We start from the raw sequence: 22,404 nt of genomic DNA on the forward strand, positions 1-22,404 counted from the left end.
CATGCAAGCCGTGCGCCCTCAAGCGGTTTTTGTTGCACGTTAACCTCTGCCGTTTTTAGCTTGCGTTAGCCTGAATGATCTCGGCAATCACTTGATTCACCGGATCCAGATTCAACGTCAGGACATTACTTTCGTATGCAGGCGTTTTACGTACGGTATTTGCCAACACTAAACCGTCGGCATTTGCGGTATCAACCGTCACCAGCGTAGACAAACCGATACGTAGCGGATGCTCTGCAATCTGTTTCGCATCAAGCTCAATACGTACAGGCAAGCGCTGAACCACTTTGATCCAGTTGCCGGTCGCATTCTGGGCAGGTAACAGAGAGAACGCGCTGCCGGTCCCCATATCCAAGCCGACGACTTTACCTTTATAAACTACGTCGTCACCGTACATGTCACTCACGACGGTTGCTGGTTGGCCAATACGCATACCGGCTAACTGGGTTTCTTTAAAGTTGGCATCAATCCACAGTTGGTTATCCGGCACCACTGCCATCAGTGGGGTGCTCGGCGTGATTTGAGCGCCCACTTGAACACTGCGGCGTGATACATAGCCGGTAATCGGGCTGCGAATCTGAGTACGTTCTAGTGCCAGCCATGCATCACGAACCTGTGCTGCTGCCTGTTGAATGGCCGGCTGTTTTTCTAGCGGCGTATTCAGAATCAACGCCTGATTAGCGTTGTATTGCTGAACGGCAACGTCTAATGCGGCTTTCGCACTTTCAACGGCGTCTTGCGCGTGTTGCAGTTCTTCACGGCCAATGGCGTTAACGCTGCCTAAGACTTGGCGGCGTTTATAGTCATCGGTCGCTTTATTCAGCTCGGTTTTACGCAGCTGAATGTTAGCTTGATACTGCTTGCTATTAATAATCAGCTGGTGGGTTTGACGAACGCTGTTTGCCAGCGCGGTTTTGGCTTTTTCATACGTTTGTTCAGCATCGGTACGATCGAGCGTAACCAAAATATCACCGGCTTTCACCAGATCGGTTCCGTCGAAATAAACCTTGGTTACGCTGCCGGAAACCTGTGCACTGATCTGCACCTGATTACCGGTGACATACGCATCGTCAGTTTCCTGATGATGACGCAGAACGAGAAACCAATAAGCCAAATAGGCAATGCCAATAACAACAAAAATGACGGTCAAAATCGTGAGCCACGTTTTACGCTGTCTTTTTTTGTTTGAAGGTTGCTGCTGAGTGGTTTGAGCTGCCACGCTTTCGCTCATGTGTATCTCCGCCTTACTAAAATATTATGCTTTTGAATTCACGGCTGGGGCTTGGTAGCCGCCGCCAAGTGAACGAATAAGTCCAATTTTTGCCTGCAACAGATTATTTTTGGCATTCAGTTCTGCCTGTTGCTGTTGTAACAGTTGAGTTTCGCTGTTGAGCATCGGAAGACGTCCTGTCAGCCCGCTTTGGTACTGAGCCTGTGCAACACGGTAAACCTGCCCCGTAGACTGCGAAGCGCCCTGTGCCTGCTGATACATTTGGTTTGCGCTTTGTTGCTGAGTAATCGCATCAGCCGCATCTTGAACTGCACTAAGGATAGTCTGGTTATAGGATTCTACCGCCTGATCGTATAGCGCTGATTCTTCACCCAATTTGCTCTGTAGTGCGCCAGCGTGGAAGATGGGCAGCGAAATCGCTGGCGCTAAATTCCATGCTTTACTCGCGGCCTCAAGCAATGTGGGGTTGGTGCCTTTGAAGTTGGCGGTGGTAAAACCGGCAAAACCACTGATGGACACGCTCGGATAGAAGTCTTTACGCGCCGCCTGAACGCTTTGCTCATACGACTCGACTAACTCACGCTGAGCCGTGATATCTGGGCGTTGCCCCAGTAAGTTGATTGTCAACTCAGTGGGTGGAGTGAGCAGACTGCTATCTGGCAAAGCAACGCGCTGGAGGTTAGATTTTCCGGCGGCGCTTTTTCCTGTCAACGCAGCAATTTGATGAGACAGCAAATCAATCTGCGTTTGGATTTGTGTCACGAGCTGGCGATTGATATCTACCTGTGCCTGCGACTGTTGCCACACTTCAATGCCGATGACGCCCGCATTGTATTGTTGCTCATTGATTTCAGCCAATGCTTGATAGGATTGGATCTGCTTATTGAGCAAATCCTGCATCGCATAGTCACTTTGCAACTGATAATACGCAGACGCAATGGCAGATGTCAGGGATAACGCCGTTTGCTGTTGCTCTGCGTGAGCAGCATTCACCTGAGCTTTTGCGGCATTCACCTGATTGCGATATTTTCCCCACCAGTCAAACTCATAGCTAAAGCTTAAGCCCAAATTATTGGTGGTTTCATACAGCGGCTGTGGATTCGGTACGTTAGGTGCCAGCGGCTGGATCGTGTTCTTGGAGAAACGATCGCGGCGGCTATTGGCGGTTAAATCCAAATTAGGGCCGTTGGCCGAGTTCGCCACGCCTACTGCGTTCTCGGCTTCACGCACGCGCGCCGCCGCCTGTTTCAACGTCGGCGCATTTTTCAGGGCGTCGTTCATCAACGCATTAAGCTGTGTGTCGTTGGCTGCCGTCCACCAGTTAATACTCACCGCTTTGACGGTGTTCGTCGGCGTGGATAACTGCAATTGCTGTGAGTTCAGCAGTGAAGACTGCGGTTCAATATTATTAGTTGATGCGCAGCCAGCAAGCAGAAGCATCGTAGCGAGCACAGTCATTTGCCTACGAATAGGGAATTGCATGGTTAATACCTGACGATTGAGATGGCGCGCGCGATTACTGCGTTAGGCCAGATTGTTCCATTTCTTCGATGCGACCCAGCAGCTTGCGCGTTAGGGTTTCGAGCTGTTGTTGCTCGTCCGCACTCAGAGTAGACCATAAGAAATGCAGGCATTTGTGCTGCGGAGGAATAATTTCCCCGAGGAACGCCTCACCGGCTTCGGTTAGGTGTAAATGCAGGCAACGGCGATCGCTGTCACTTTCTTTACGTTCGATCCAGCCGCGTTTTTCTAACTCATCGGCAATGCGAGTCGCATTGGTACGTGATGAGCCTAACGCCGCGCTCAGTTCAGATGGCTGAATACTTTTGCTCTCTTGCGCATCCAGCGTGATCAGAGCCATGAACAGTGTTTCGTTAATCCCTTGTTCTTTTAGCATTTTGTTGCGATTTTCCAACAATTTGCTTTGCATGTGCATACACAGGCGCGTCAATAAAATTTCTTGATAAGGGAAGTCTTTTTGACGGAGCGCGCGTTGCTTCAGCATTTCCTCAATATGAGTCATAGAACTTGACATGGGCATAACCTCATTAGTTTCGGGCGGTATAGTAACTACAGGGATTAATAATGTAAATAATCTAACACATAAATAATTAGCAGTAATTGTTATTAATTGCTGTTAGAAACATTATCTATAAAAATAGTTTGACTGGTTAATATCACTTAGTCGGAATCAGGTAAACATCATCATCATCTTAAAAACCAGCCCAAAGGTGACTGCGCCGGACAACGTTGACATGATGATGCTTTGTGAGCGGTAGAAGCACAGCCCAAGGGCAAGAAAACCGCACAGGGTAGGAATCAGCCGCTCATGTTGGGCTAAGATCTCGGGTGTGCTAGAAACCACCAGCAATGCACAAATTGAGGCGATGCCAATATTATCTAAAAGAAGGGCGACAATACCTTGTTTAGCTGTATCGCTTTTGCGTGCACGTCCCAGTCGGAGTGGTAAGTAACGAAAGAGAAAGTTCGCACCACCCACCACTAAGCTAATGGTGATCACCGTTGAGTCCATCGCGAGGCTGCTGAAGGAGAAATTATTTATCATCGCAAACCTCTGGGAGTGACTGTGGTTTAGGGCTAAACAATGAGGCGATGCAACCAGCCGCGATACCGGCCAAAATGGAGGCAGGTATTGAAAAAATAAGCAGCGCGGCCAAAGACGCTGCGATGGATGCAACTACCGTAAAACTCTGCTGACGCTTAAAAGAAGCCAACAAGAAGCTCAAAAAGAGCGCGGGCAACATAAAGGTAAGTGACGCTTCTATAGCTGGATAGGCTTTCAGCGGACCATTGCCGAAAACTGCGCCCACAGCGGTGCCAACTACCCATGAGAGCCATGAGCAAAGCGCAATGCCGATCATCCAGTTTTCGCTCCACTGGCGGTTATCACGCATGAGTTTGCTGGTTGCGGCGGCAAACACTTCATCAGTTAGGCCAAATGCCCAGAGCGCGGTTTTCCCTGGACTCATTTGGGTGATGATTCGATGGCGTAGCGACGGGCCATATAGAATATGGCGAATATCCATCGCCATCACAGTGAGTGCTGAAACCCATAACGACATTCCCGCGCTGAGCAATGCGGTGATCACAAATTGGCTGGCACCGGCATAGATAACGCTGGAAAAGAAAATGCTCTCGAGCGGAGAGAACCCGAGTTTTACCGCGGTTAAACCGAAAGCAAAGGCGACGGGAAAGTAACCAATCACAATAGGCAGGCTATCTACGACGCCTTCTTTAAATGTCGACGGCGTGGCAACAGGCTCTGCGGCTTGTTCAACAGAAGTATGAGTTTGCATTTTTGAGTCGTTATTTGATTGGATTAGAGACACTACAAACGTATGAATCGTTAAGGCGATCACATTATCAGACTGTATACATGCATGATAGTCCCGCGGATAATTAAAATGAAAAATAACTATTCGCAGGCTAATTTATGCGCATTGTATATATACAGCTGAGGATACATAGCAGAAATAACTATGCGCCCTCGCAGTGATGAGCTTAGGGCGAAGTATTCAGAGGTTGGCATCGAACTAGTCGTGATCCGACGAACCATCCATATAGTAGACATTGCTATTGGCTGCACCGCCGTCTGTAGATAATGCCGTAAATCTCGCGTTGTAGCGCAGACGATAGGCCGCCATCTCATTAGGGTCTGGTTCAAGTTCGCGCAAAAATGTTAGGGCCAAGCGTACGTGTTTATGGGTAATTTCAGTGGGCAGATGGGCTTTGCGCAAAACCGAACGCCAAAACGTTAAGCTCTCGTCAGATTCATCAACGATAAATGTCTGGTAGATAAGCAACACGCCAGCGGCATTGCCCATATGCGACTCATTATCCTGCAACAGATAGCTGATAAATTCACCACCCGCCGTTTTACCCATTTGACTCAGCATCGACTCAACATACACCGGCTCAATGTTTAATCGCTTCGTCAGAGCCTGAGATGCGCGCCGCGCATCCGAGTTCAACACCCGAAAGCCGACAATAAATACCACCACCAGCGTTGCCAGCATTAACCAAATCATGGAAAGCCCTATCAAGAAAAGTGAGTGACATCATAATGGCAAAAAACGCTGCCGCAAAATAATCACGCTATGGATGTCGTTCTTGGAGGTGTCAGGTAACGTTTGTGGATAAATGATTGGAAAACCAACCAGCCGATGCTCGTAGTGGTCAATAAAAATGGCAGACAAAATAAGACAAATAGGAAAAAAGAGGGTAATACTTATTTGGACTATATCAAAAATAGCTTATATACGAAAAAGTTGACGTAACAATAATGCGCCATGGGTAGGATATTAATTGTCATTAATGGTAGTGGCTCAATAAAAATGTATTAAATAGAATGAAAATAGCTATTGGTCTTTATGCTAGAAGATTCTTTATGTAAACATTAATTTATAGAGCGGATAATAATATGCGAAAACCCAAAAAAATATTGAATAACCCTGAAGATTTACGCCATGAAATTATGCAGGGAATAGTTTATGCTTACCAAGGGGAAATGATTTCTATCGATGAGTTTTCGGCTGTTTATCGTCAAGGTATTAATCCAGAACAGGTGGTTATCATCAGCGGCGGAGGAAGTGGTCATGAACCTACCTTCGCTGGATTCATCGGCGCTGGGGGCATTGATGGCTGTGCATTAGGGGAAGTTTTTACTTCTCCTTCACCCGATCAAATTATCGCGGTAGCTAAAGCAACACATAAGAATAATGGTGTGCTCTTCCTTTATGGGAATTATTCTGGTGACAGTATGAATTTTGATATTGCGGCAGAAATATTAGCGGATGAGGGTATTGAAACGCGCACTGTGAAAGCAACCGATGATATTGCCTCTGCACCTTTAGATCGAATATCGGATCGGCGTGGCGTCGGTGGCATTATGTTTTTATATAAAATTGCTGGCGCGGCGGCACAATATAAAAAATATGATCTCTCCCAATTGCAAGACGTAGTGGTAAAGGCGAACTTTAATACCTGCACTATTGGCGTCGCTTTAAATGGTTGCGCGTTGCCGCAATCTGATTCATTTAATTTTATTCTGGGTGACGACGAAATCGAAGTCGGTATTGGCATCCATGGTGAGCCGGGACTCTACCGCCAAAAATTGACGACGGCAGATGAGATTGTAGACGTCATGATTGAACGCTTATGCAAGGACAGAGCTTTCCAAGTAGGTGATCGCCTGTGTGTAGCCGTGAATAATTTGGGGGCGCTCAGTAATACAGAATTATTGGTGATCGGCCGCAGAGTAGGGATGGCGCTGGACGCTCGTGGTTTAGAAACCCACGACGTAGTCATTGGCCATTTTTGTACATCGCTGGAAATGTCTGGTTTTTCTATCAGTCTAATGTTGCTTGATGATGAACTACAGTCGCTCTACGACATGCCGCATTCTACGTTAGGTTGGAGTAAATAAAATGAATACCTCGCAGTTAAAGCAAATGATGTTATCAACCGCACACCAGATTATTGCGTGTGAACCCATGCTGACTGAATTAGATCAAGCGATTGGCGACGGCGATCATGGTATAGGCATGAAACGAGGTTTTTCGGCGCTGGTTAAACTCATTAATGACCAAACTTTTCAGCCACTAAACGTTGGGGAATGTTGGATTCAGATGGGGACTACGCTAATGACGTCTATGGGAGGAGCCTCTGGTGCAGTGTTTGGCACACTATTTCGCGCAGGAGGTAAAAGCTTAGCTGGCGAAACCGAATTTAGCTCTGTGTCGTTAGCACGTTGGTTGAATCAAGGATGGCTTGCGGTGCATGCGCGTGGAGGTGCGAAGCCTGGAGATAAAACGATGGTCGATGCGTTAGCTGCAGCCGCAGGAGTTGCAAACTCAGCGCAGTCTTTATCGTTGAGCGAAGCGCTAACCCGTTGTGCCGAGGCCGCAGACCAAGGAGCTGAAAGAACTAAAATGATGGTGGCATCCTTTGGAAGGGCAAAAAATTTGGGAGATAGAGCAATAGGGCATTGCGATCCGGGGGCTGTCTCTATGGCACTTATCCTACGATTTATGGCGCAATATGCCGAGAATGAGGTGGGCTAATTATATTGTCAGCTAGCGGCCACACGGTGTAGCCGCTAGCTGTTTGATTAATCAAACCCAAAACCACGTGCAAAAAGCTGCTTTAACTCCCGCATAGCACACTCTTCATCTTGTCCTTCACAGATAATTTCGACCTGAGCGCGCCCCTTAATCCCTGCGCCTAGAATCCCCATGATGCTTTTTGCTTTGATCGTTTTTCCGTTATAAACCAGCTCAATACGTGATTGAAAGTTCCCTACAGTTTTAGCAAGAACCCCAGCGGGACGGGCATGAATACCGGTTTGATTACCCACGGTGACAGTTTCTTTTAGCATGAAAAAATCCTCTTTATCGTCAGTCTTGGGCTAAAAAATTATTCGCAAACATGCAATACCCGCTGACTAACAGTTGGGCAACATAGGCACCAGGATCAAGCAGCGACCGCGACCGTTCCCCGTGCGTTGCGGCGCGCCCATGTTTTGCTACCAGCGTGGTAGTGTTTTGTACGCCTAGTTTTGCTTCTTCATAAGCGAATTGAGCAATAGCCCCCCAACTCTGTGCCTTTGCATCTTGTTTGTTAAGTACGCTTATTGCGGGAAACAGACCATCAAGAAACGTCTTCTCGCCAAGTTGAGCTTTACCGCGATTTTGCACACCGTCGTAAAAGGCTTGAAATAAGCGGCCAAAATCCTCGCTTTTGAGTAGAGTTTTTCCTTTAAATTTTTTGCCTACCTCAATAAGACCTGAAGCCATTAAGGTTCCCATAGTGGAGGGGACTGCGGAGGACATCGTTTTTCCCGCGAGATAGAAAAACTTCCCAATATCAGTTTCGTTGCTGCGAGATACAGCATGATAGGCGGCGCCGAAGCCATCGCTCATGGTGAGACCAAGATCTCCATCACCGACTATGCTATCCATTTCAATCAACTTTTCTTTTTGGGCCGACATAATATCCGCCCATTGAGCAAATAGTAATTTAAGCTGGCTGGCTGTCAGGTTCATATTATCTATTCCCCCTGGAATTGCTTAAACATGGGCGTATTGGCTTCATGTACCAACAGCTGTTTCAGTTCATCATCTAAGCGCATTAAACTGATCGATAACCCGGCCATTTCCATTGCAGTGGCATATTCGCCAACATAGGTTTTGAATACTTTTATTCCAGCATCTTTCAGTGTTTGATTGGCTCTTCCATAGACTAAATAAAGCTCTTCTAGAGGCGTTGCGCCGAGTCCATTGATCAGGATGGCTACTTCATCACCGGCATGTAGCGGGTAGTCTGCAAGCAGATTACCCATTAGTTCATCAACAATGTTGTTAGCTGGTAGTTTCTCTCCACGACGAATACCGCTTTCGCCGTGAATACCAATGCCAATTTCCATTTCATCATTGCCAATATGAAAACTTGGCTTGCCTATGCGAGGAACAATACAGGGAGAAAGTCCAACGCCGATGGTTCTAATGTTATTGCAGGCTTTTTGCGCAATACGCTGGACGTTGGCTAAATCTAACATTTGTGCGGCAGCGGCACCGGCACATTTATACGCAAAAAAGATGCCCGCAACGCCACGGCGACGGCTTGGTTCACCGGTTGATGCCGGTGGGCAAGCAATATCATCGCCAGCGATAACGGTGGCCGTGACGATATTACTTTCGAACTCAGCCATTTCTGCAGCCATATCAAAATTGAAAATATCACCGTTATAGTTGCCATACAGATAGAGTACGCCTGCGCCTGAATCGACGGCCTGCGTGATTGATAAAATTTGCTCAGGACTAGGAGATTGGAAAACATCGCCAACACCACAACCGTCAAGCATACCTTTTCCTACATAGCCAAGAAAAAGGGGTAAATGTCCAGAGCCTCCACCGGTAACGATGGCGACTTTGCCTAGATGTTTATCGGTAGAGACTAAGCAATGCAGATCGTTATTAACAAAATTAAACTTTCCGGCGTGAGCGAGATAAATTCCATTTAATACTTCGGGAATAAAGTCTTCTGGTGAATTAATAAATTTTTTCATATTGTTTCTCAATGGAGTTAAAACAATAACTGCTATTGTGATATTAAGTAGCCTGCGCAATAGAATAGAGCGCAGGCTAATGCCGACCTGGTGTTGGCTGGGAGTAATCTATTGAAGTAAAGTAATTAATTAGAATTTGATTTCTTTAGGATAAGCCCAACTCTGTAACTCATGAGGAGGGAAACTTTCTGGCTCTTTACCACCGTTGATCTGTAATGCATGGTAATATATTTCAGCCATTTCCTCGATGTAAGCCGACTTTAATACGGCCTCATACGGTTCTTTGTCTACCCCAATAACACCGTGTTTTTCCATTAAGATCGCATCTGCACGTAAAATGGGTTCGATAACGCTGGTGGAAAGTTCAGGCGTTCCGGGTCTGCCATAAGGTGCAACAGGAATAAAGCCATCTTTTAAATTTAAAATTGCACATTCGTATACGATTGCTGGGATCGGTTTATTCAGTACTGCAAATGAAGTCGCAAAAATTGAATGAGTATGTGATATGGCAAATACATCTTGACGAGCTTTATAGATCTCAATATGCATTAGGCATTCGCTAGTAGGGCGAAGGCCTGATTCACTTTCAATAACGTTGGCATTAATATCCATAACAACAATATCTCGTGGCGTGAGTACAGATTTATCAATCGTTGTCGGGGTGACGAGAATATATCCTGTTTCTTTATCTCGTACGCTAGAGTTTCCTGCTTTATGTTTACATAAACCCCATTGTTGGGCCATTTTGGCCATTTCTACCACTTGTTTTTTCTGAACTTCTAACATGATATATATCCTATAGTCAGAATGACGGAGATAGTGGCAATAAGTAAATGCCACGCAGTGTGATGTATATTAACAATACACAGAAAGATGCTTCAGTAACGCTTCTTTGTTTCCCGAATTGCGGATTTTTTCTCCGCCATCATTAAATTCAAGAAATTCGTTAAGTTGTGCTAGTGCTTTTAGGTGTTTTTGTGGATTATTGGTAGCAAGAACAATAATAATATCGGCTTGCATATACCCGGCAATATTAATTTTTTCTGGTAAGCGTAGCAGGGACATACAGATTTTATTTACGCCATCATCCACGCCTGCATGAGCAATAATGAGCCCCTCGGCCAACATGATATATGGTTGTTCAATAGAGATTTTATCAATCATAGTGGTGATGTAACGGGTTTCAAGCAGTTGTTCAGCTAGCAACGGAGCTGCTGCCTTGGCAATGGATTGCTCCCAAGACAAAGTATTTATATCTTGAAAATAAAGGTGTTCATTGCACAATAGTTCACTCAGTGACGGAGTTTCAGTGGTTAAAGAATGCGGCTGACATTCTGAACTGCTTTCGTCGTAAATATAGCTAGTTAGCTCTTTTTGTAAGCCACTTCTATCATGGATGGTGCCATATTTTTCAAGTATCAATAGTAATTCCTCTACTTGGATAATATGTGGATCTACACCTTGTAGTGAACTAATGACTTGATGACGAAATGTATTTTTATGAAAGCTGTTAATCGCAGGATTCACGACGAATAATATTTTATCCGTCTTAACGAAAGTCGTGGAGAAAACGACATCATAATGGCGGGAGTATTTTTCAAACTCTCTGCGTGACATCATTTCGATAAAATGCAGCTCTGGCAATAAAACCTGCAATGTTAAATAAAGATAAGTTGAGACAGTTGCACTATTTTCGCTAACGACAATTGCTGTTTTTTGCGTTTTGATTTGATTAATAAGCCCTTCTCGTGTGAGCCAGCCGCCAAATAAAACGGTTAAGAAAGCAACTTCCTCATTGGGTACTTCGCAGTGTAATATTTTTTCAAATGGCAACACTGCGCGACGTACCATCTCATGAAGATGATTAAACTCTTTCGCAACTAAATCATACACGCTATTGGCATTGATGTTAGTCAGATGATAGCGGATGCGATAATAAGCAGGTTTCCAGTGTTGATAGATCTTCTCGATTAACTCACTCTTTTCTTTGATAGTAATACAGCTAATTTTTTCAAAGTTATCAACTACCACAACTACACTTTCAAGTAGTAGCGTATCCAAATGAAAATATTTATCCGAAATTGTTTGAATATTTGAGCTTTGAATAATTGCAGTCAGGAATATATGTTCGTTATATTGAATTATTCCCATTTTGTGAATAATGTTCTGCATAATCTTGAAATCACGACCATGGGTGATTTCACTGTAGGTATCAGGAAGGAATTCTACTGTTTTTCCGTGATTTATACGATGTTGGATAAAACAAATAAAATAGATTAGCTCTTGTAGTTGTTGATCGGTAAATTGAATTTTTAAGCATTTTTCAATCTCGTTGAAAAAATTACCAACCTGTTCAATGTGTTCAGAGATAACGTTGTTATATTGCGAAATAATGCTTTTAGCTATAGGGAGCATGAGAATGCTACGCAATGTACTGAGAAGAAGATAGCGTTTTTTAATTTCCTCACCCGCAACGTGATACCCTTGTTCACGGTTATAGCGAATTTTCAAGCTATACTGGCTAACACTTGATTTTATTTTCTTGATATCGTTAATAATGGTGTTTTGGCTAACGTTAAGTGCTGAAGTAAGATGTAATAAAGATAAACGTTCTTCTCTAGTTAGCAAAAAGAAAATAATTAATTTCCCGCGCTCTTCTTCTGCGAAAAGATAGCGATTATTAAATATGATGTCTTCTTGATGACGAAAGTTTTCTATAACGTGTTTGGGAACATGAAGTTTTCCTGTTTTTAATCGAGTGATAGTTTCAAAATGGTTTGATTCAAGGTAATCATTAATTTTTTTAATAGTGTAGCTTAATTGCTTGCGTGTTAAATTAAATTCAGACTCAAGCGCTACACCCGTGATACTAGGATCGCTCACAATCGCATCAAGTACGGTGAAGACTCGTTTATCTACAGCCATATGCAAGATCCTCGTATGTTAAAGGTGATACCAGCGCTCTGTCTTTTTAGCCGTTACGCCTCTGGTACCTGATTTACTTCAATGCTTGTTGTTTCTTGAGCTGTTTCTTTTCTTAATTCTTGCGCATAGAAAAAGTAACTACATGCCCAGAACACCGCTAACAGTAGTGGAATAAAACTTCCTTGCAAGAATTTGAATAAAAACGAGAATGCATAAGTAAAAACAGGGCCATCAATGGAACTATTGGAGATTAACTGTCCTGCAGGAATGTTAATAGCTTTAGTCGCAAGTCCTAGTTCTGTAATCATTGGCGCAAACTGAGTGCCAACAAATAGGAAGAATGGAATGCCAATAATGCTGAGGATAACCATACGTAAAGTATTGCCTTTGGTAACCAGATAAGCGGGTACAATTAAGGCAATATTAATAATCCCGGCAAAAGGCAGTATCTTATTTCCGGGTAGAATAACGGCCCAGACAAGGGTTAATGGGATAGCTACAATGACTGCAAACCAAATTTCGCTTGCCCCCCCCATAAACGGCCAATCAATACCGATAAACAGTTTTCTACCTGAAAATTTGTTATTCATGTAGGTACTAATCGCTTCGGAGATTGGAGAAAGAGCTTGCATGAATAGCTTCGAAATCATAGGGAATAACATTAAAGCAGTAGCTGCTTGTACCCCGAGCATTAATGTTGCTGCAAGACTGTATCCGGCGATAATTCCAAACATGATACCTAGGAGAAAACCAATAGTATGGTTTTCAGCAAATACGCCCACCTTCTGGCGTAAAGCAGCCGCATCCATCGGCTTATTTAATACTGGGATTTTGCGTAGCAGTAGGTCGAAGGGATAATAGATGGCACCAAAAAAAACCATCCGATGGGTACAGGTTACACTGGGGATACCGGTCAGCTTTTCTATTCGATGCTGATGAATATCACCAGCATTCAGTTCCATGACAATTTGGAATGCGGCAATAATAAATGCCAGTGCCAAGCTCCAACCACGACCAAATATTGGTGTGGTCACGCTAATCACAATGAACGCAGTGAATATTTTTCCCCAAACGTTCCAGAGGTCAGCATTAAACGTGTTGGTTTTGTTGCCCATAAGCATCAGGATATTGACCCCTACCTGTAACGGGAACATGGCAAAAGCATAGGGCCATGCCCATGAGATATTTGCCATGGTCGTCCAACCGCCATCAATGATGCTTAACTCAAGCCCTGTACGTTTCATCATCGTTTGAGCCGCAACACCAATAGCTCCAACCATAAAGCTAATAAGCATACTCATGCCGACGAAAGCCACGCCGAGGGTGATAGCCGCTGATGCTGCATCTTTAAACTTCATGCGAACGATTAAGCCCGCAATTAGCATAATGAGAGGAACGAAAACTGGTGCACCTAAAGCTAGAATATAATTTATAATTGTACTGAGAAAGTTCATCGCTTTACTCCGTTACTTTATTTTTTAATCAATCCTATCATTTATTTCTTTCGCTGATTTTTGTTAGCAAGAAATTTCATTTATCAATATGATTATTTACATGCGTTAATTATTTTTTGTAACTCGACCTCCATTCCAATGCCGGTAAGAAATGCAATGCCGTTAATAACAGGGATGGGATACTCCTTATCTACTTTTGTAATGGCAACATACGCAAGACTATCCTTGATATGTGTATCTAGAGATTTAAGGTCAATGACTTCGACGTTAATATCACTAAGATTTTTCTCTTTTAGTAGCCGTGAAACTTTGCTTGCCACCGTTTGTGATGTTGCTACGCCACTTCCGCAAGCGACAATGATTTTTTTCATTTTATATTTTCCTCGTTATTAATTGTAATGGCTGATTTAAGCAGTTTTACTAAAGAGGCTGGTGTTGGTGCTTGATTCATTTTTTGAATAAAGTCTTCATCACTGAGGCACTCCATGAGCGTTTGTAATAGTGTGATGTGATGATTTTTATCTATAAATCCTAGTAGAAAGATGAACTTGGCTTCAAGCTCGTTATCGTCATTTGCCATTTCATGCCACGCAATTTCATGATGTAAGCGTGTTACGCAAATAAATGGTCTTATCACATGCTCAGTATCAGTATGTGGTAAAGCAACGACATAGGGGTGGGTAGGAAGTGCTGTGGGATATAGTTTCTCCCGCTGTTTAATAGCAGATAAAAAAGAATCGCGCACATAGCCACGATTTTTCAATGATAGAAATATAGAGTCAAAGTAATCATTTTGATGTTGAAAGGAACTTTCTATAAAAGTGAGTTCCTCGAAGAAATAGGCATCGGGATCTGAATGCGTATCCATATTATCTATAGCGACTATGGTCATAAAATTAGCCTTACTTAAAAGCTAGGAGTTGTAATGATATTAATCATCCGAGAAAGCTATGACGAATACTATCGATAACAAAAAATGCCCTATACATTGAGCATCATATTAACTTGTGGGAATTTGATCTGGTTCACTAATTTATAATTAGTAAGTGCGAAATAAAGATAGAATATGTAACTGATGTCACATTATAGAATTTAACGGAGGGAGGCTTAGGGGAATAAACTTCCCCTAAATTTATCCGGACTAGATTATTTCAAAAATTTTAGCGAGAGCATCATTTAAATACCTTTATTAAATGATTTACTGACTATTATCTGACGTTTGCAACGGAACGATCACCACCGGCGTGGGTTTTACTTTCATGGCGCTCATCACGCCGATGACCAAGCACACCACACCGGCCAGCGTCAGCAGCGGTGGCCATTCGTGTCGCCAGATAAAGGCATAGCTCAGACCTGCGAGGGTTTCAAAAACGATCAACGGCCCGACTTTAGCGGTTGGCAGGCGTTGGCTAGCTTGATTCCAACACAGCGTTCCCAGCCATGAGCACAGCAAACCGATGGTGAGCATCAGGCCAATAAATACCGCCGGACGTGGGCCAAATGGCATAGGGAAATCATCGGCGGTTATGGCGGAGTGCCCCCAAACCAGCAAATATCCCACTACCGCCAGCGGCAGCGTTACTAATCCCTGTGCGGTGGCCCATGTAGTCGGGCTTTTATCGGGATGCGTGCGTAGCCAGCTTGCGTTACGCATTGGATACCAGGTCCAGCACACCACGCCGATGAAGGCCAAGATCAAACCGGTGACGTAACGGAACATATCAGTGGGTGCGTGCGCGCTCTGTAGTTCCGCCACGTTGACGCATCCCAATCCTAAAGCAATCAATAGCAGCGAGGGGGCTAGGAGACGCCACGATAATTTTCCGTCCCGATGGCTATATTTCAGGTTTGCGCTTACGGAAATCACCACCGGTAAGGTGCCAATAATCATGGTGCTGACCGGTGCGCCCGTGCGTTGGATCGCGCTGGCTAAGCACAGGTAATAGATGAAATTCCCCACGATGGTGAGCTTAAGGGCTTCAATCCAATCGTTGCGTACCAACTGACGTAGACGATGGCGATCGTGCCACGCCAGCGGCAGCGCAATCAGGCCAAAAGCCAGATAGCGACCGACGGATTGCAAACTGGCAGGGTATTCCGGCACGATGAGCGGCCCCACGAAAATCAGCCCCCACATCAGCCCTGCGGTCAGCGCGTATAGCACGCCTATTAACATCTTTCTTAACTCTTCAAAGGGATTATGCAGCAAGTCTAGAAGGCGAAGAGGAAAGCGTCTTGTAGCAGATTGCTGTTTAGGTAAAAACAGTTGAAAAATTAACGTACCTGTTTTTGATAACGAGCGGGCGTGACGCCGTAAAAGCGGTTAAAAGCGCGGGTAAGATGAGCTTGATCGGTGAGGCCAACGGCGGCGGCGACCTGTGCGGGCGGTAAGCCTCGGGTTAACAAATTTTTAGCCTCATAGAGCCGATACGCCATCAGCATTTGCTGCGGCGTGACATGGTACTGCGCCTTAAACTGACGCAAAAAATGATAGGGGCTAAGATCGACCAACTGCGCCAATTCGGGCAACGTCATACGCCGATCTAAATGGGCGCGAAGATACTCTTTTACCGCGGTAAAACGCTGCGGAGCATCACGCTTCAGCGTTTGTGGTGCCTTGGCCCAATGGCGCGTTAATGTCAGCAGTTCACTCAGCAAACTGGATTGCGCGAGGGGTTCATCGTTTTGCCACAGGGCATTTATCAGCGAAGTGGTAGTTCGGGCCAACTGAGGATGATGATTTACCGCGTCGTTAAACCACCAGCCAGATTCGCCGCTCACCTCAGACAAAATTTCGGGTGTGAGATAAATCATGCGGTAGCGCCAGCCACCTTCGGTACCTGATTGGCCGGTATGTAGTTCGTCTGGGTTCATCAATACCAACGAGTCCGCTGGCGCAACGTGGTTCACACCGCGATAGCGAAAACGCTCGGCACCATACTCAATCGCGCCAATACCATAGGCTTCATGCGTATGCGGCTCAAATTCATGATGTTCAATATGCGCGCGATACACCTCAACGCCGGGCAAATGGGCGAAGTGTTTAAACTGGGCGCGATCTCGGTCATCGATAAATTGGGCTGGAACGCCGTGCATAACAAGTCTCTGGTCTACAGACAGTGGTAATGAGTAGGAGGTAAACCGTAACTATAGCGGAATTAGAGGTGCTGAAAATAAAAAAGCAGACCCAAAGGTCTGCTTTCGCGTTTATCAAAAGGAAAAACTAGTGACCAGAAGTTTGTGATTGGCGGCAAGCTTCAAACAGGAACCACACGCGGCGTTCGGTTTGATCGACCCAGTTTTCAATCAGGCTGGTGGTTGAAACATCATTATGCTCACTACATACCACATGCGCCGCACGCAGTTCAGCGGCCAGCAGCTTGTTGTCTTCACACAGTTCAGCCAGCATATCCAGCGGCTCAACATACTCGGCGTTGTTATCTTTAATGCGCTGCATTTTAGAAATCTGACCGATAGAGTGCAGGGTCATGCCACCGACTTTACGCACACGTTCAGCAATTTCATCGGTCATTGCGAATAGCTCTGCGCCTTGTTCGTCCAACAGCAGATGATAGTCACGGAAGTGCGGACCGCTCATGTGCCAGTGGAAGTTTTTAGTTTTTAAATAAAGCGCATAGATATCAGCAAGGATGGCGTTCATTGCACCGCTAATGTCTTTGGTGGCCTCAGCGCCCAAATCACTTGGGGTGGCTAGAGGAGTGAACTGACGTTTTTTTGCGTCACCGACTTTGCTTTTTTCCAGTTTTGGTGTGCTCATCTTTATCATCTCCTAAAGGTCTTGATAGATTCACAAATTGCCGTCTAGTAACTGTTTAGTACCGAGTCAGTATAGATCATCCTCACAAAATTAGAGTTTTATATGTATGACAATTATTGCCTATCATGTACGTGAATGTGTACGCTTTTGGCATTTATGCCGCTCAGCGTACGCCCCCTAAGGTGGTATGCAGCAGCCTAACATGCGGATAAAAAACAAGAATATTTTTCACGCGCATCGCGTGAATTATTTTTTCTGGGTCATGAAGGTGCGTATCGAGCAACAAACCTACCACGCTGCCGCTGTGTGCGACGTTCAAGCCGAATAAACCGTGCTGCTCAACAATTTCTACAATGTCATTAAATGCCGGTTTGGGCAGCAAGGCCTGACTGGCTTGGGCGCTTAGCGTGGTGGCTGCGCCAATTTTATGGCGGTTGTTTTCTCGCATTCCTTCGGTGAGCAACCGATGCGCCCGTTTCAACTGCGGTGCATATTCCTGCAACAGCGCTTGGCGTGGGCGACGATGATAGTCTTCGGTGCGCAAACAATCAGGGCTTTCCAACAACAGCATGTCCCATTCTGGGCATCGCTCGTGTAGCGGCGTTTGCGTCAGTGCCTGTTGATGATCGAACAGCGTCGGCGCTTGAAAAATCGTGCTGTCGGTCGGTTCAATGCCAACGCACAGCGACGCTAATTCTTTTTCAGTCAGTTGCATACCGAAGTGACGTGCGGTCGCGATTGCACAGGCGGCGATGTCTGCCGTGCTGCTGGCCATCCCTTTTGCAACCGGAATAGAGGATTCAAACTCAATGCGCAACCCGGCTTCAAGCGAAGAGGGCAACGATAAATGCCGTAAAACCGCGCGCAATACCAAGCGCATGCGCGCGCGCTCGGTGGGCAACGGCGTTCCATCGCTCACTGCCACCGTGCTAAACCAATTGACCGGGCAAGAGACCAGCTTTTCGCCGCCTTGGATCCAGCCTTGAATTAACTCACCGCACGAGGCGGGACAGCGTGCTTCAGCCATGATGCAGAATCTGTGTTAGGGCGGCAAGCAGGCGATCGTTGTCCTGCGGGCTTTTAATCGCCACACGATAATAGTCGGCGTTTAGCCCCGGATAGTTGGCGCAGTGTCGGATCAAAATATGGTGTTTCAATAGCGCCTGCTGCAATGCGAGCTGGCTGTCGGTACAGCGTATAAAGATATAGTTAGCGACGGGACGCCATACTTTCAGCCGTGGCAATGCCGCTAGCGCGGAGAACACCCGAGGTTGTTCCTGTGCCAGCCAGCGATGGGTTGCTTCAATGTAATCGGTGTCCTGCAAGATAATTTCGCCCGCCAGCGCGGCAAAAGCATTGATCGTCCAAGGCTCTCGTTGCTGCTTCATTTGCGTCACTAACTCCGCATTGGCGCTAACTAAATAGCCTAATCGTAATCCCGGAATAGCGAAAAACTTGGTCAATGAGCGCAGCACATACAGCTGAGGATACTGCGCTAATAAAGGAATAAAGCCGGTTTCCGTAGGGACGAAATCCAGAAAGGCTTCATCAAGTATTAGAGCAATATTCAGCGTGCGGCAGCGATCGGCGATAGCTAAAAGCAGGTTTTTATCCGGCAGCAATCCGGTGGGATTATTGGGAGTGCATAAAAATAGGCAATCGAGATCGGGCGTCAGTGCATCAAGAATACGGGTATCAGGCTGAAATCCGTCGTCCTCATGCAACGCATAATCAACGATGTCGCAGTTTATCCGCGTTAGCGCACGGCGATACTCGGCAAAACCGGGCGTTAATAGCAGCGCTTTGGCGGGTTGCAGTTGGTTAATTAAAGCAAAGATCAACTCGGTTTCGCCATTGCCTGCCATCACCCAAGACTCTGGGCAACCATGGTGCTGAGCTAGCGCCGCGTGTAGCTTTCGATACTCCACATCGGGATATTTTTCAGCCACCGACATTTGCTCGATGATGGCGTGCTTGAGCGACTCGGGCATGCCGAGCGGATTGATGTTGGCGCTGAAATCAATGATGTCGTGCGGAGAAACGCCCAGAGTAAGCGCGGTTTCTAGCACGTTGCCGCCGTGCTGACTGCTGATGGCCATAGGTATTCTCACTGGTCCCTAAAAAGTTGAGATATGTTAACTCATTCACACTCCATTCTAGGCTTTTGTTGATCTCACAATGGGTATATCTGTGATGAATGCTTTAACTTATGTACCCAGATCATTTATAGAAAAGTATAAATACAGGTTTTTGACGCGCCGTAAGGGCGTCAGGAAGGAGGTGCGTATTGTGCAAATACAATTCCTCCGCAGCCCCCGCTGCTGTGATGCCGACGAGCCCACAAGACGCCACTGATGAACATCGGGAAGGTGTGGGTAAGGATGACGCTAAGCCAGAAGACCAGCCTGTAAAACCCAATATTGGGATATCAACATCTATTTCAGCTCCTTCGGTGGGAAGTGAGTTGTCATTCTTTCCCTGCATGCTGCGCTTTTGCTGCCGTGCATCGATCTGCTATGACAACGCAAAGCCCGCCCGCAAGGACGGGCTTTTTTGTTTGGCAGGCGGATGAATGAAGGCATTTCTTATTGGTGGAACCGGTAGCGGATGCGGTAAAACAACGCTAACACTTGGGCTGCTCCGAGCGCTAACGCGACGCGGTTTACAAGTGCAACCCTACAAAGTGGGCCCCGACTATATCGATACCGGCTGGCACAGCGCCGTTTCTGGCGTTGCGTCGCGTAACCTCGATGCCTTCATGCTGCCTCAGCCCACTTTAAATTGGCTCTATAACCAACATGCTCAAGCCGCCGATGTGGCCGTGATTGAAGGCGTGATGGGGCTATACGATGGCTATGGTACCGACCCCAACTATTGCAGCAGCGCCGGTATGGCCAAGCAGATTGGCTGTCCGGTTATTTTGGTGATCGACGGTAAAGCCGTTTCAACGTCAGCGGCAGCCACCGTGATGGGATTTTGTCATTTTGATCCGGCGGTGCGTATTGCGGGTGTCATTGTGAATCGCGTCAATAGCGAAACGCACTACCAACTGCTGAAACAAGCTATTGAAACTTACACTAAAATTCCCGTACTCGGGCGAATGCCTACTCTACCCAGCGTGAGTTTGCCTGAACGCCATCTCGGCTTGATTACCGCTTATGAACAGCAGGACATGGATGCGATATGGGACACCTTGGCGGATAGCCTTGAACAACATATCGACCTCGATCGTTTGTTGGCGTTGAGCGACGTACAACCCGCGCCGAATGCCTGTGCGCCTACGTTACCTGCGCCAGAATCTGGGCGAGGCCTAACCCTTGCGCTCGCCGACGACGAAGCTTTCCACTTTTACTATCCCGATAATTTACAGCTGCTTGAACAGCTCGGCATCCACATTGTGCGCTTCAGCCCCCTGCGCGATGAGGCACTGCCTGCGTGCCAGATGGTCTATATCGGCGGCGGTTATCCCGAGTTATACGGAGAAACGCTGGCGAAAAACAGCAGCATGCGTCAGTCGCTGCGTGATGCGCATCAGCGTGGCGTAGCTATTTATGCCGAGTGCGGCGGCCTGATGTATTTGGGCACGACGTTAAAAGATCAGTCTGGAAACACGTACGCGATGACCGGGATTTTCCCCGGAGAAAGCCGCATGGAAGGGCGTTTAAAGCGTTTTGGTTACTGCCAAGCCACCGCGGTGCATGACACGTTACTGGCGGCAGAAGGGGAAACCCTTCGCGGTCATGAGTTCCACTATTCAGATTTTCATACCGATTTCCCGCCTGTTTTCCAGTTTGAAAAACAACGCGACGGCGTAACGCAACAGCGTTGGCAGGGGGGATATCAAATGGGAAATACCCTCGCCAGTTACCTCCATCTTCATTTTTACCAGCACCCAGAAATGCTAAGCCATTGGCTAAAGAGAGGGCGAGCGTTGTGATCAGTTTCTCTGCTTGTCTGGTGGCCTATCTCTTGGATCTGCGCTTGGGCGATCCGCCAACGTGGCCGCATCCGGTGCGTTGGATCGGTAATTTTATCACTTGGGTTCAGAAAGGTATCCGCTCGCTTTGCCGCACCGAAGGTGCGCTGTACGTCGGCGGGGCGTTTTTATGGCTGATTGTGGTCGGCGTGTGCTGGGGGACGACCTACGCACTGCTTGAGCTTTTGTCACAGCTAAATCCATGGCTCAACTGGCTGGCGCAGGTGTGGATTATTTACACGCTATTAGCGGGGCGCTGCCTAAGTGATGCGGCTATGGGGGTATACGTCGCTCTGCAAAATGGATCGCTTGAAGAGTGCCGCCGTCAGCTTTCATACATTGTTGGGCGCGACACGTCTGAGCTCGATCGGCCGCAGATTACCCGAGCAGTGGTTGAAACGGTGGCGGAGAACAGCGTGGATGGCGTGATTGCGCCGCTTTTCTTTCTTTTCATCGGCGGCGTGCCGCTGATGGTGGCCTACAAAGCGGTGAATACCCTTGATTCCATGGTTGGCTATCGGACGGAAAAATATCGTGCTATCGGCTGTGTTTCGGCGCGAATGGACGATCTTGCCAATCTCATTCCAGCGCGTTTGAGCTGGCTACTGCTGAGCATTGCCGCTCGCATGCTGTGCCTTAACAGCAAGCAGGCACTCAAAATCGGCTGGCGCGATCGCTATCTGCATAAAAGCCCCAACTGCGCGTGGTCTGAAGCCACCGTGGCTGGTGCGCTCGGTGTTCGCCTCGGTGGGCCGAATAAATACTTCGGTGAATGGGTTGAGAAACCGTGGATTGGCGACGAAGAGCGCGAGATTAGCATTCAAGATATTCGCCTCAGTATTCGACTCATGATGACGGCGTCCGCGCTGGCGTTGGCGCTTTTTGCATTCGCCAGATGGGCAGTGGTGTTTTGACCTGACCAATTTGACCCCATCCCAACCCTCCCCTTGGCAG

23 protein-coding genes and 1 riboswitch are annotated in these 22,404 nt (G+C 46.6%); of the genes, 4 read left to right on the top strand and 19 right to left on the bottom strand.

The window, feature by feature from the left end; translation table 11 throughout:
• Positions 1-55 precede the first annotated feature (55 nt).
• The 6 genes from emrA to U0008_RS04565 all read right to left on the bottom strand — a co-directional run bounded on the left by emrA (position 56) and on the right by U0008_RS04565 (position 5,280).
• Positions 56-1,231 carry a multidrug efflux MFS transporter periplasmic adaptor subunit EmrA gene (gene emrA / locus U0008_RS04540; protein ID WP_043491314.1) on the bottom strand — a complete coding sequence of 392 codons (1,176 nt, stop codon included), beginning with the start codon at positions 1,229-1,231 and terminating at the stop codon, positions 56-58.
• Between the two features lie 24 nt (positions 1,232-1,255).
• Positions 1,256-2,713: an efflux transporter outer membrane subunit gene (locus tag U0008_RS04545; protein WP_043491316.1), complete on the bottom strand. Its 1,458-nt coding sequence runs from the start codon at positions 2,711-2,713 to the stop codon at positions 1,256-1,258.
• A gap of 34 nt (positions 2,714-2,747) precedes the next feature.
• Positions 2,748-3,266, bottom strand: coding sequence for a transcriptional repressor MprA (gene mprA / locus U0008_RS04550; protein WP_025800458.1), 519 nt, complete (start codon positions 3,264-3,266; stop codon positions 2,748-2,750).
• Between the two features lie 156 nt (positions 3,267-3,422).
• Entirely contained in the window at positions 3,423-3,764 is a 342-nt protein-coding gene (ygaH, locus tag U0008_RS04555; RefSeq protein ID WP_043491444.1) for an L-valine transporter subunit YgaH, read from the bottom strand.
• 22 nt (positions 3,765-3,786) lie between these two features.
• Entirely contained in the window at positions 3,787-4,548 is a 762-nt protein-coding gene (locus tag U0008_RS04560) for an AzlC family ABC transporter permease (protein ID WP_043491318.1), read from the bottom strand.
• Between the two features lie 237 nt (positions 4,549-4,785).
• On the bottom strand, positions 4,786-5,280 hold the full coding sequence (locus tag U0008_RS04565) for a DUF1198 family protein (protein ID WP_043491320.1): 495 nt from the start codon (positions 5,278-5,280) through the stop codon (positions 4,786-4,788).
• A 392-nt stretch (positions 5,281-5,672) separates the two neighbouring features.
• Between U0008_RS04565 and U0008_RS04570 the strand changes: the two genes are divergently transcribed.
• On the top strand, positions 5,673-6,677 hold the full coding sequence (locus U0008_RS04570; RefSeq protein ID WP_043491322.1) for a dihydroxyacetone kinase subunit DhaK: 1,005 nt from the start codon (positions 5,673-5,675) through the stop codon (positions 6,675-6,677).
• Position 6,678: 1 nt separating this feature from the next.
• A complete protein-coding gene (dhaL, locus tag U0008_RS04575) occupies positions 6,679-7,314 on the top strand; it encodes a dihydroxyacetone kinase subunit DhaL (protein ID WP_043491324.1) in 636 nt (211 codons plus the stop codon).
• A 47-nt stretch (positions 7,315-7,361) separates the two neighbouring features.
• On the opposite strand, the gene U0008_RS04580 is transcribed toward dhaL, so the two are convergent.
• From U0008_RS04580 to cobD, 13 genes are all read right to left on the bottom strand, one after another.
• Positions 7,362-7,628, bottom strand: a complete 267-nt coding sequence (locus U0008_RS04580) for an HPr family phosphocarrier protein (RefSeq protein ID WP_043491325.1) — start codon at positions 7,626-7,628, stop codon at positions 7,362-7,364.
• A 19-nt stretch (positions 7,629-7,647) separates the two neighbouring features.
• Positions 7,648-8,295 carry a dihydroxyacetone kinase family protein gene (locus tag U0008_RS04585; RefSeq protein WP_051874080.1) on the bottom strand — a complete coding sequence of 216 codons (648 nt, stop codon included), beginning with the start codon at positions 8,293-8,295 and terminating at the stop codon, positions 7,648-7,650.
• Positions 8,296-8,300: 5 nt separating this feature from the next.
• Positions 8,301-9,317 carry a dihydroxyacetone kinase subunit DhaK gene (locus tag U0008_RS04590; RefSeq protein ID WP_043491327.1) on the bottom strand — a complete coding sequence of 339 codons (1,017 nt, stop codon included), beginning with the start codon at positions 9,315-9,317 and terminating at the stop codon, positions 8,301-8,303.
• Between the two features lie 129 nt (positions 9,318-9,446).
• On the bottom strand, positions 9,447-10,103 hold the full coding sequence (locus U0008_RS04595) for a class II aldolase/adducin family protein (protein ID WP_043491330.1): 657 nt from the start codon (positions 10,101-10,103) through the stop codon (positions 9,447-9,449).
• A 69-nt stretch (positions 10,104-10,172) separates the two neighbouring features.
• A complete protein-coding gene (locus U0008_RS04600) occupies positions 10,173-12,242 on the bottom strand; it encodes a BglG family transcription antiterminator (RefSeq protein ID WP_043491333.1) in 2,070 nt (689 codons plus the stop codon).
• 53 nt (positions 12,243-12,295) lie between these two features.
• Entirely contained in the window at positions 12,296-13,696 is a 1,401-nt protein-coding gene (locus U0008_RS04605; RefSeq protein ID WP_043491335.1) for a PTS galactitol transporter subunit IIC, read from the bottom strand.
• A 92-nt stretch (positions 13,697-13,788) separates the two neighbouring features.
• Positions 13,789-14,067 (bottom strand): PTS sugar transporter subunit IIB, encoded by a 279-nt coding sequence (locus U0008_RS04610; RefSeq protein ID WP_043491338.1) that lies wholly within the window; start codon positions 14,065-14,067, stop codon positions 13,789-13,791.
• Positions 14,064-14,588, bottom strand: coding sequence for a PTS sugar transporter subunit IIA (locus tag U0008_RS04615; RefSeq protein ID WP_025800471.1), 525 nt, complete (start codon positions 14,586-14,588; stop codon positions 14,064-14,066). Before U0008_RS04615 ends, U0008_RS04610 begins: the two co-directional genes overlap by 4 nt.
• 306 nt (positions 14,589-14,894) lie before the next feature.
• Entirely contained in the window at positions 14,895-15,872 is a 978-nt protein-coding gene (locus U0008_RS04620; RefSeq protein ID WP_043491341.1) for a DMT family transporter, read from the bottom strand.
• A 98-nt stretch (positions 15,873-15,970) separates the two neighbouring features.
• Positions 15,971-16,792 (bottom strand): AraC family transcriptional regulator, encoded by an 822-nt coding sequence (locus U0008_RS04625; protein ID WP_043491343.1) that lies wholly within the window; start codon positions 16,790-16,792, stop codon positions 15,971-15,973.
• Positions 16,793-16,919: 127 nt separating this feature from the next.
• Positions 16,920-17,474, bottom strand: a complete 555-nt coding sequence (locus U0008_RS04630) for a Dps family protein (RefSeq protein ID WP_025800474.1) — start codon at positions 17,472-17,474, stop codon at positions 16,920-16,922.
• A gap of 163 nt (positions 17,475-17,637) precedes the next feature.
• Positions 17,638-18,501, bottom strand: coding sequence for a GHMP family kinase ATP-binding protein (locus U0008_RS04635; RefSeq protein WP_043491346.1), 864 nt, complete (start codon positions 18,499-18,501; stop codon positions 17,638-17,640).
• The gene (cobD, locus tag U0008_RS04640) at positions 18,494-19,573 is read right to left on the bottom strand and encodes a threonine-phosphate decarboxylase CobD (protein ID WP_043491348.1); all 1,080 of its coding nucleotides are present in this window, start codon (positions 19,571-19,573) and stop codon (positions 18,494-18,496) included. Before cobD ends, U0008_RS04635 begins: the two co-directional genes overlap by 8 nt.
• Before the next feature lie 128 nt (positions 19,574-19,701).
• Positions 19,702-19,897: riboswitch (cobalamin riboswitch) on the top strand.
• Between the two features lie 149 nt (positions 19,898-20,046).
• Here cobD and U0008_RS04645 point away from each other — a divergent pair.
• Positions 20,047-21,411 carry a cobyrinic acid a,c-diamide synthase CobB gene (locus tag U0008_RS04645; protein ID WP_043491353.1) on the top strand — a complete coding sequence of 455 codons (1,365 nt, stop codon included), beginning with the start codon at positions 20,047-20,049 and terminating at the stop codon, positions 21,409-21,411.
• Positions 21,411-22,364, top strand: a complete 954-nt coding sequence (gene cbiB, locus U0008_RS04650) for an adenosylcobinamide-phosphate synthase CbiB (protein ID WP_043491450.1) — start codon at positions 21,411-21,413, stop codon at positions 22,362-22,364. Before U0008_RS04645 ends, cbiB begins: the two co-directional genes overlap by 1 nt.
• Positions 22,365-22,404: the final 40 nt, after the last annotated feature.

The organism is Hafnia alvei, assembly GCF_034424155.1.
Lineage (GTDB): Bacteria > Pseudomonadota > Gammaproteobacteria > Enterobacterales > Enterobacteriaceae > Hafnia > Hafnia alvei.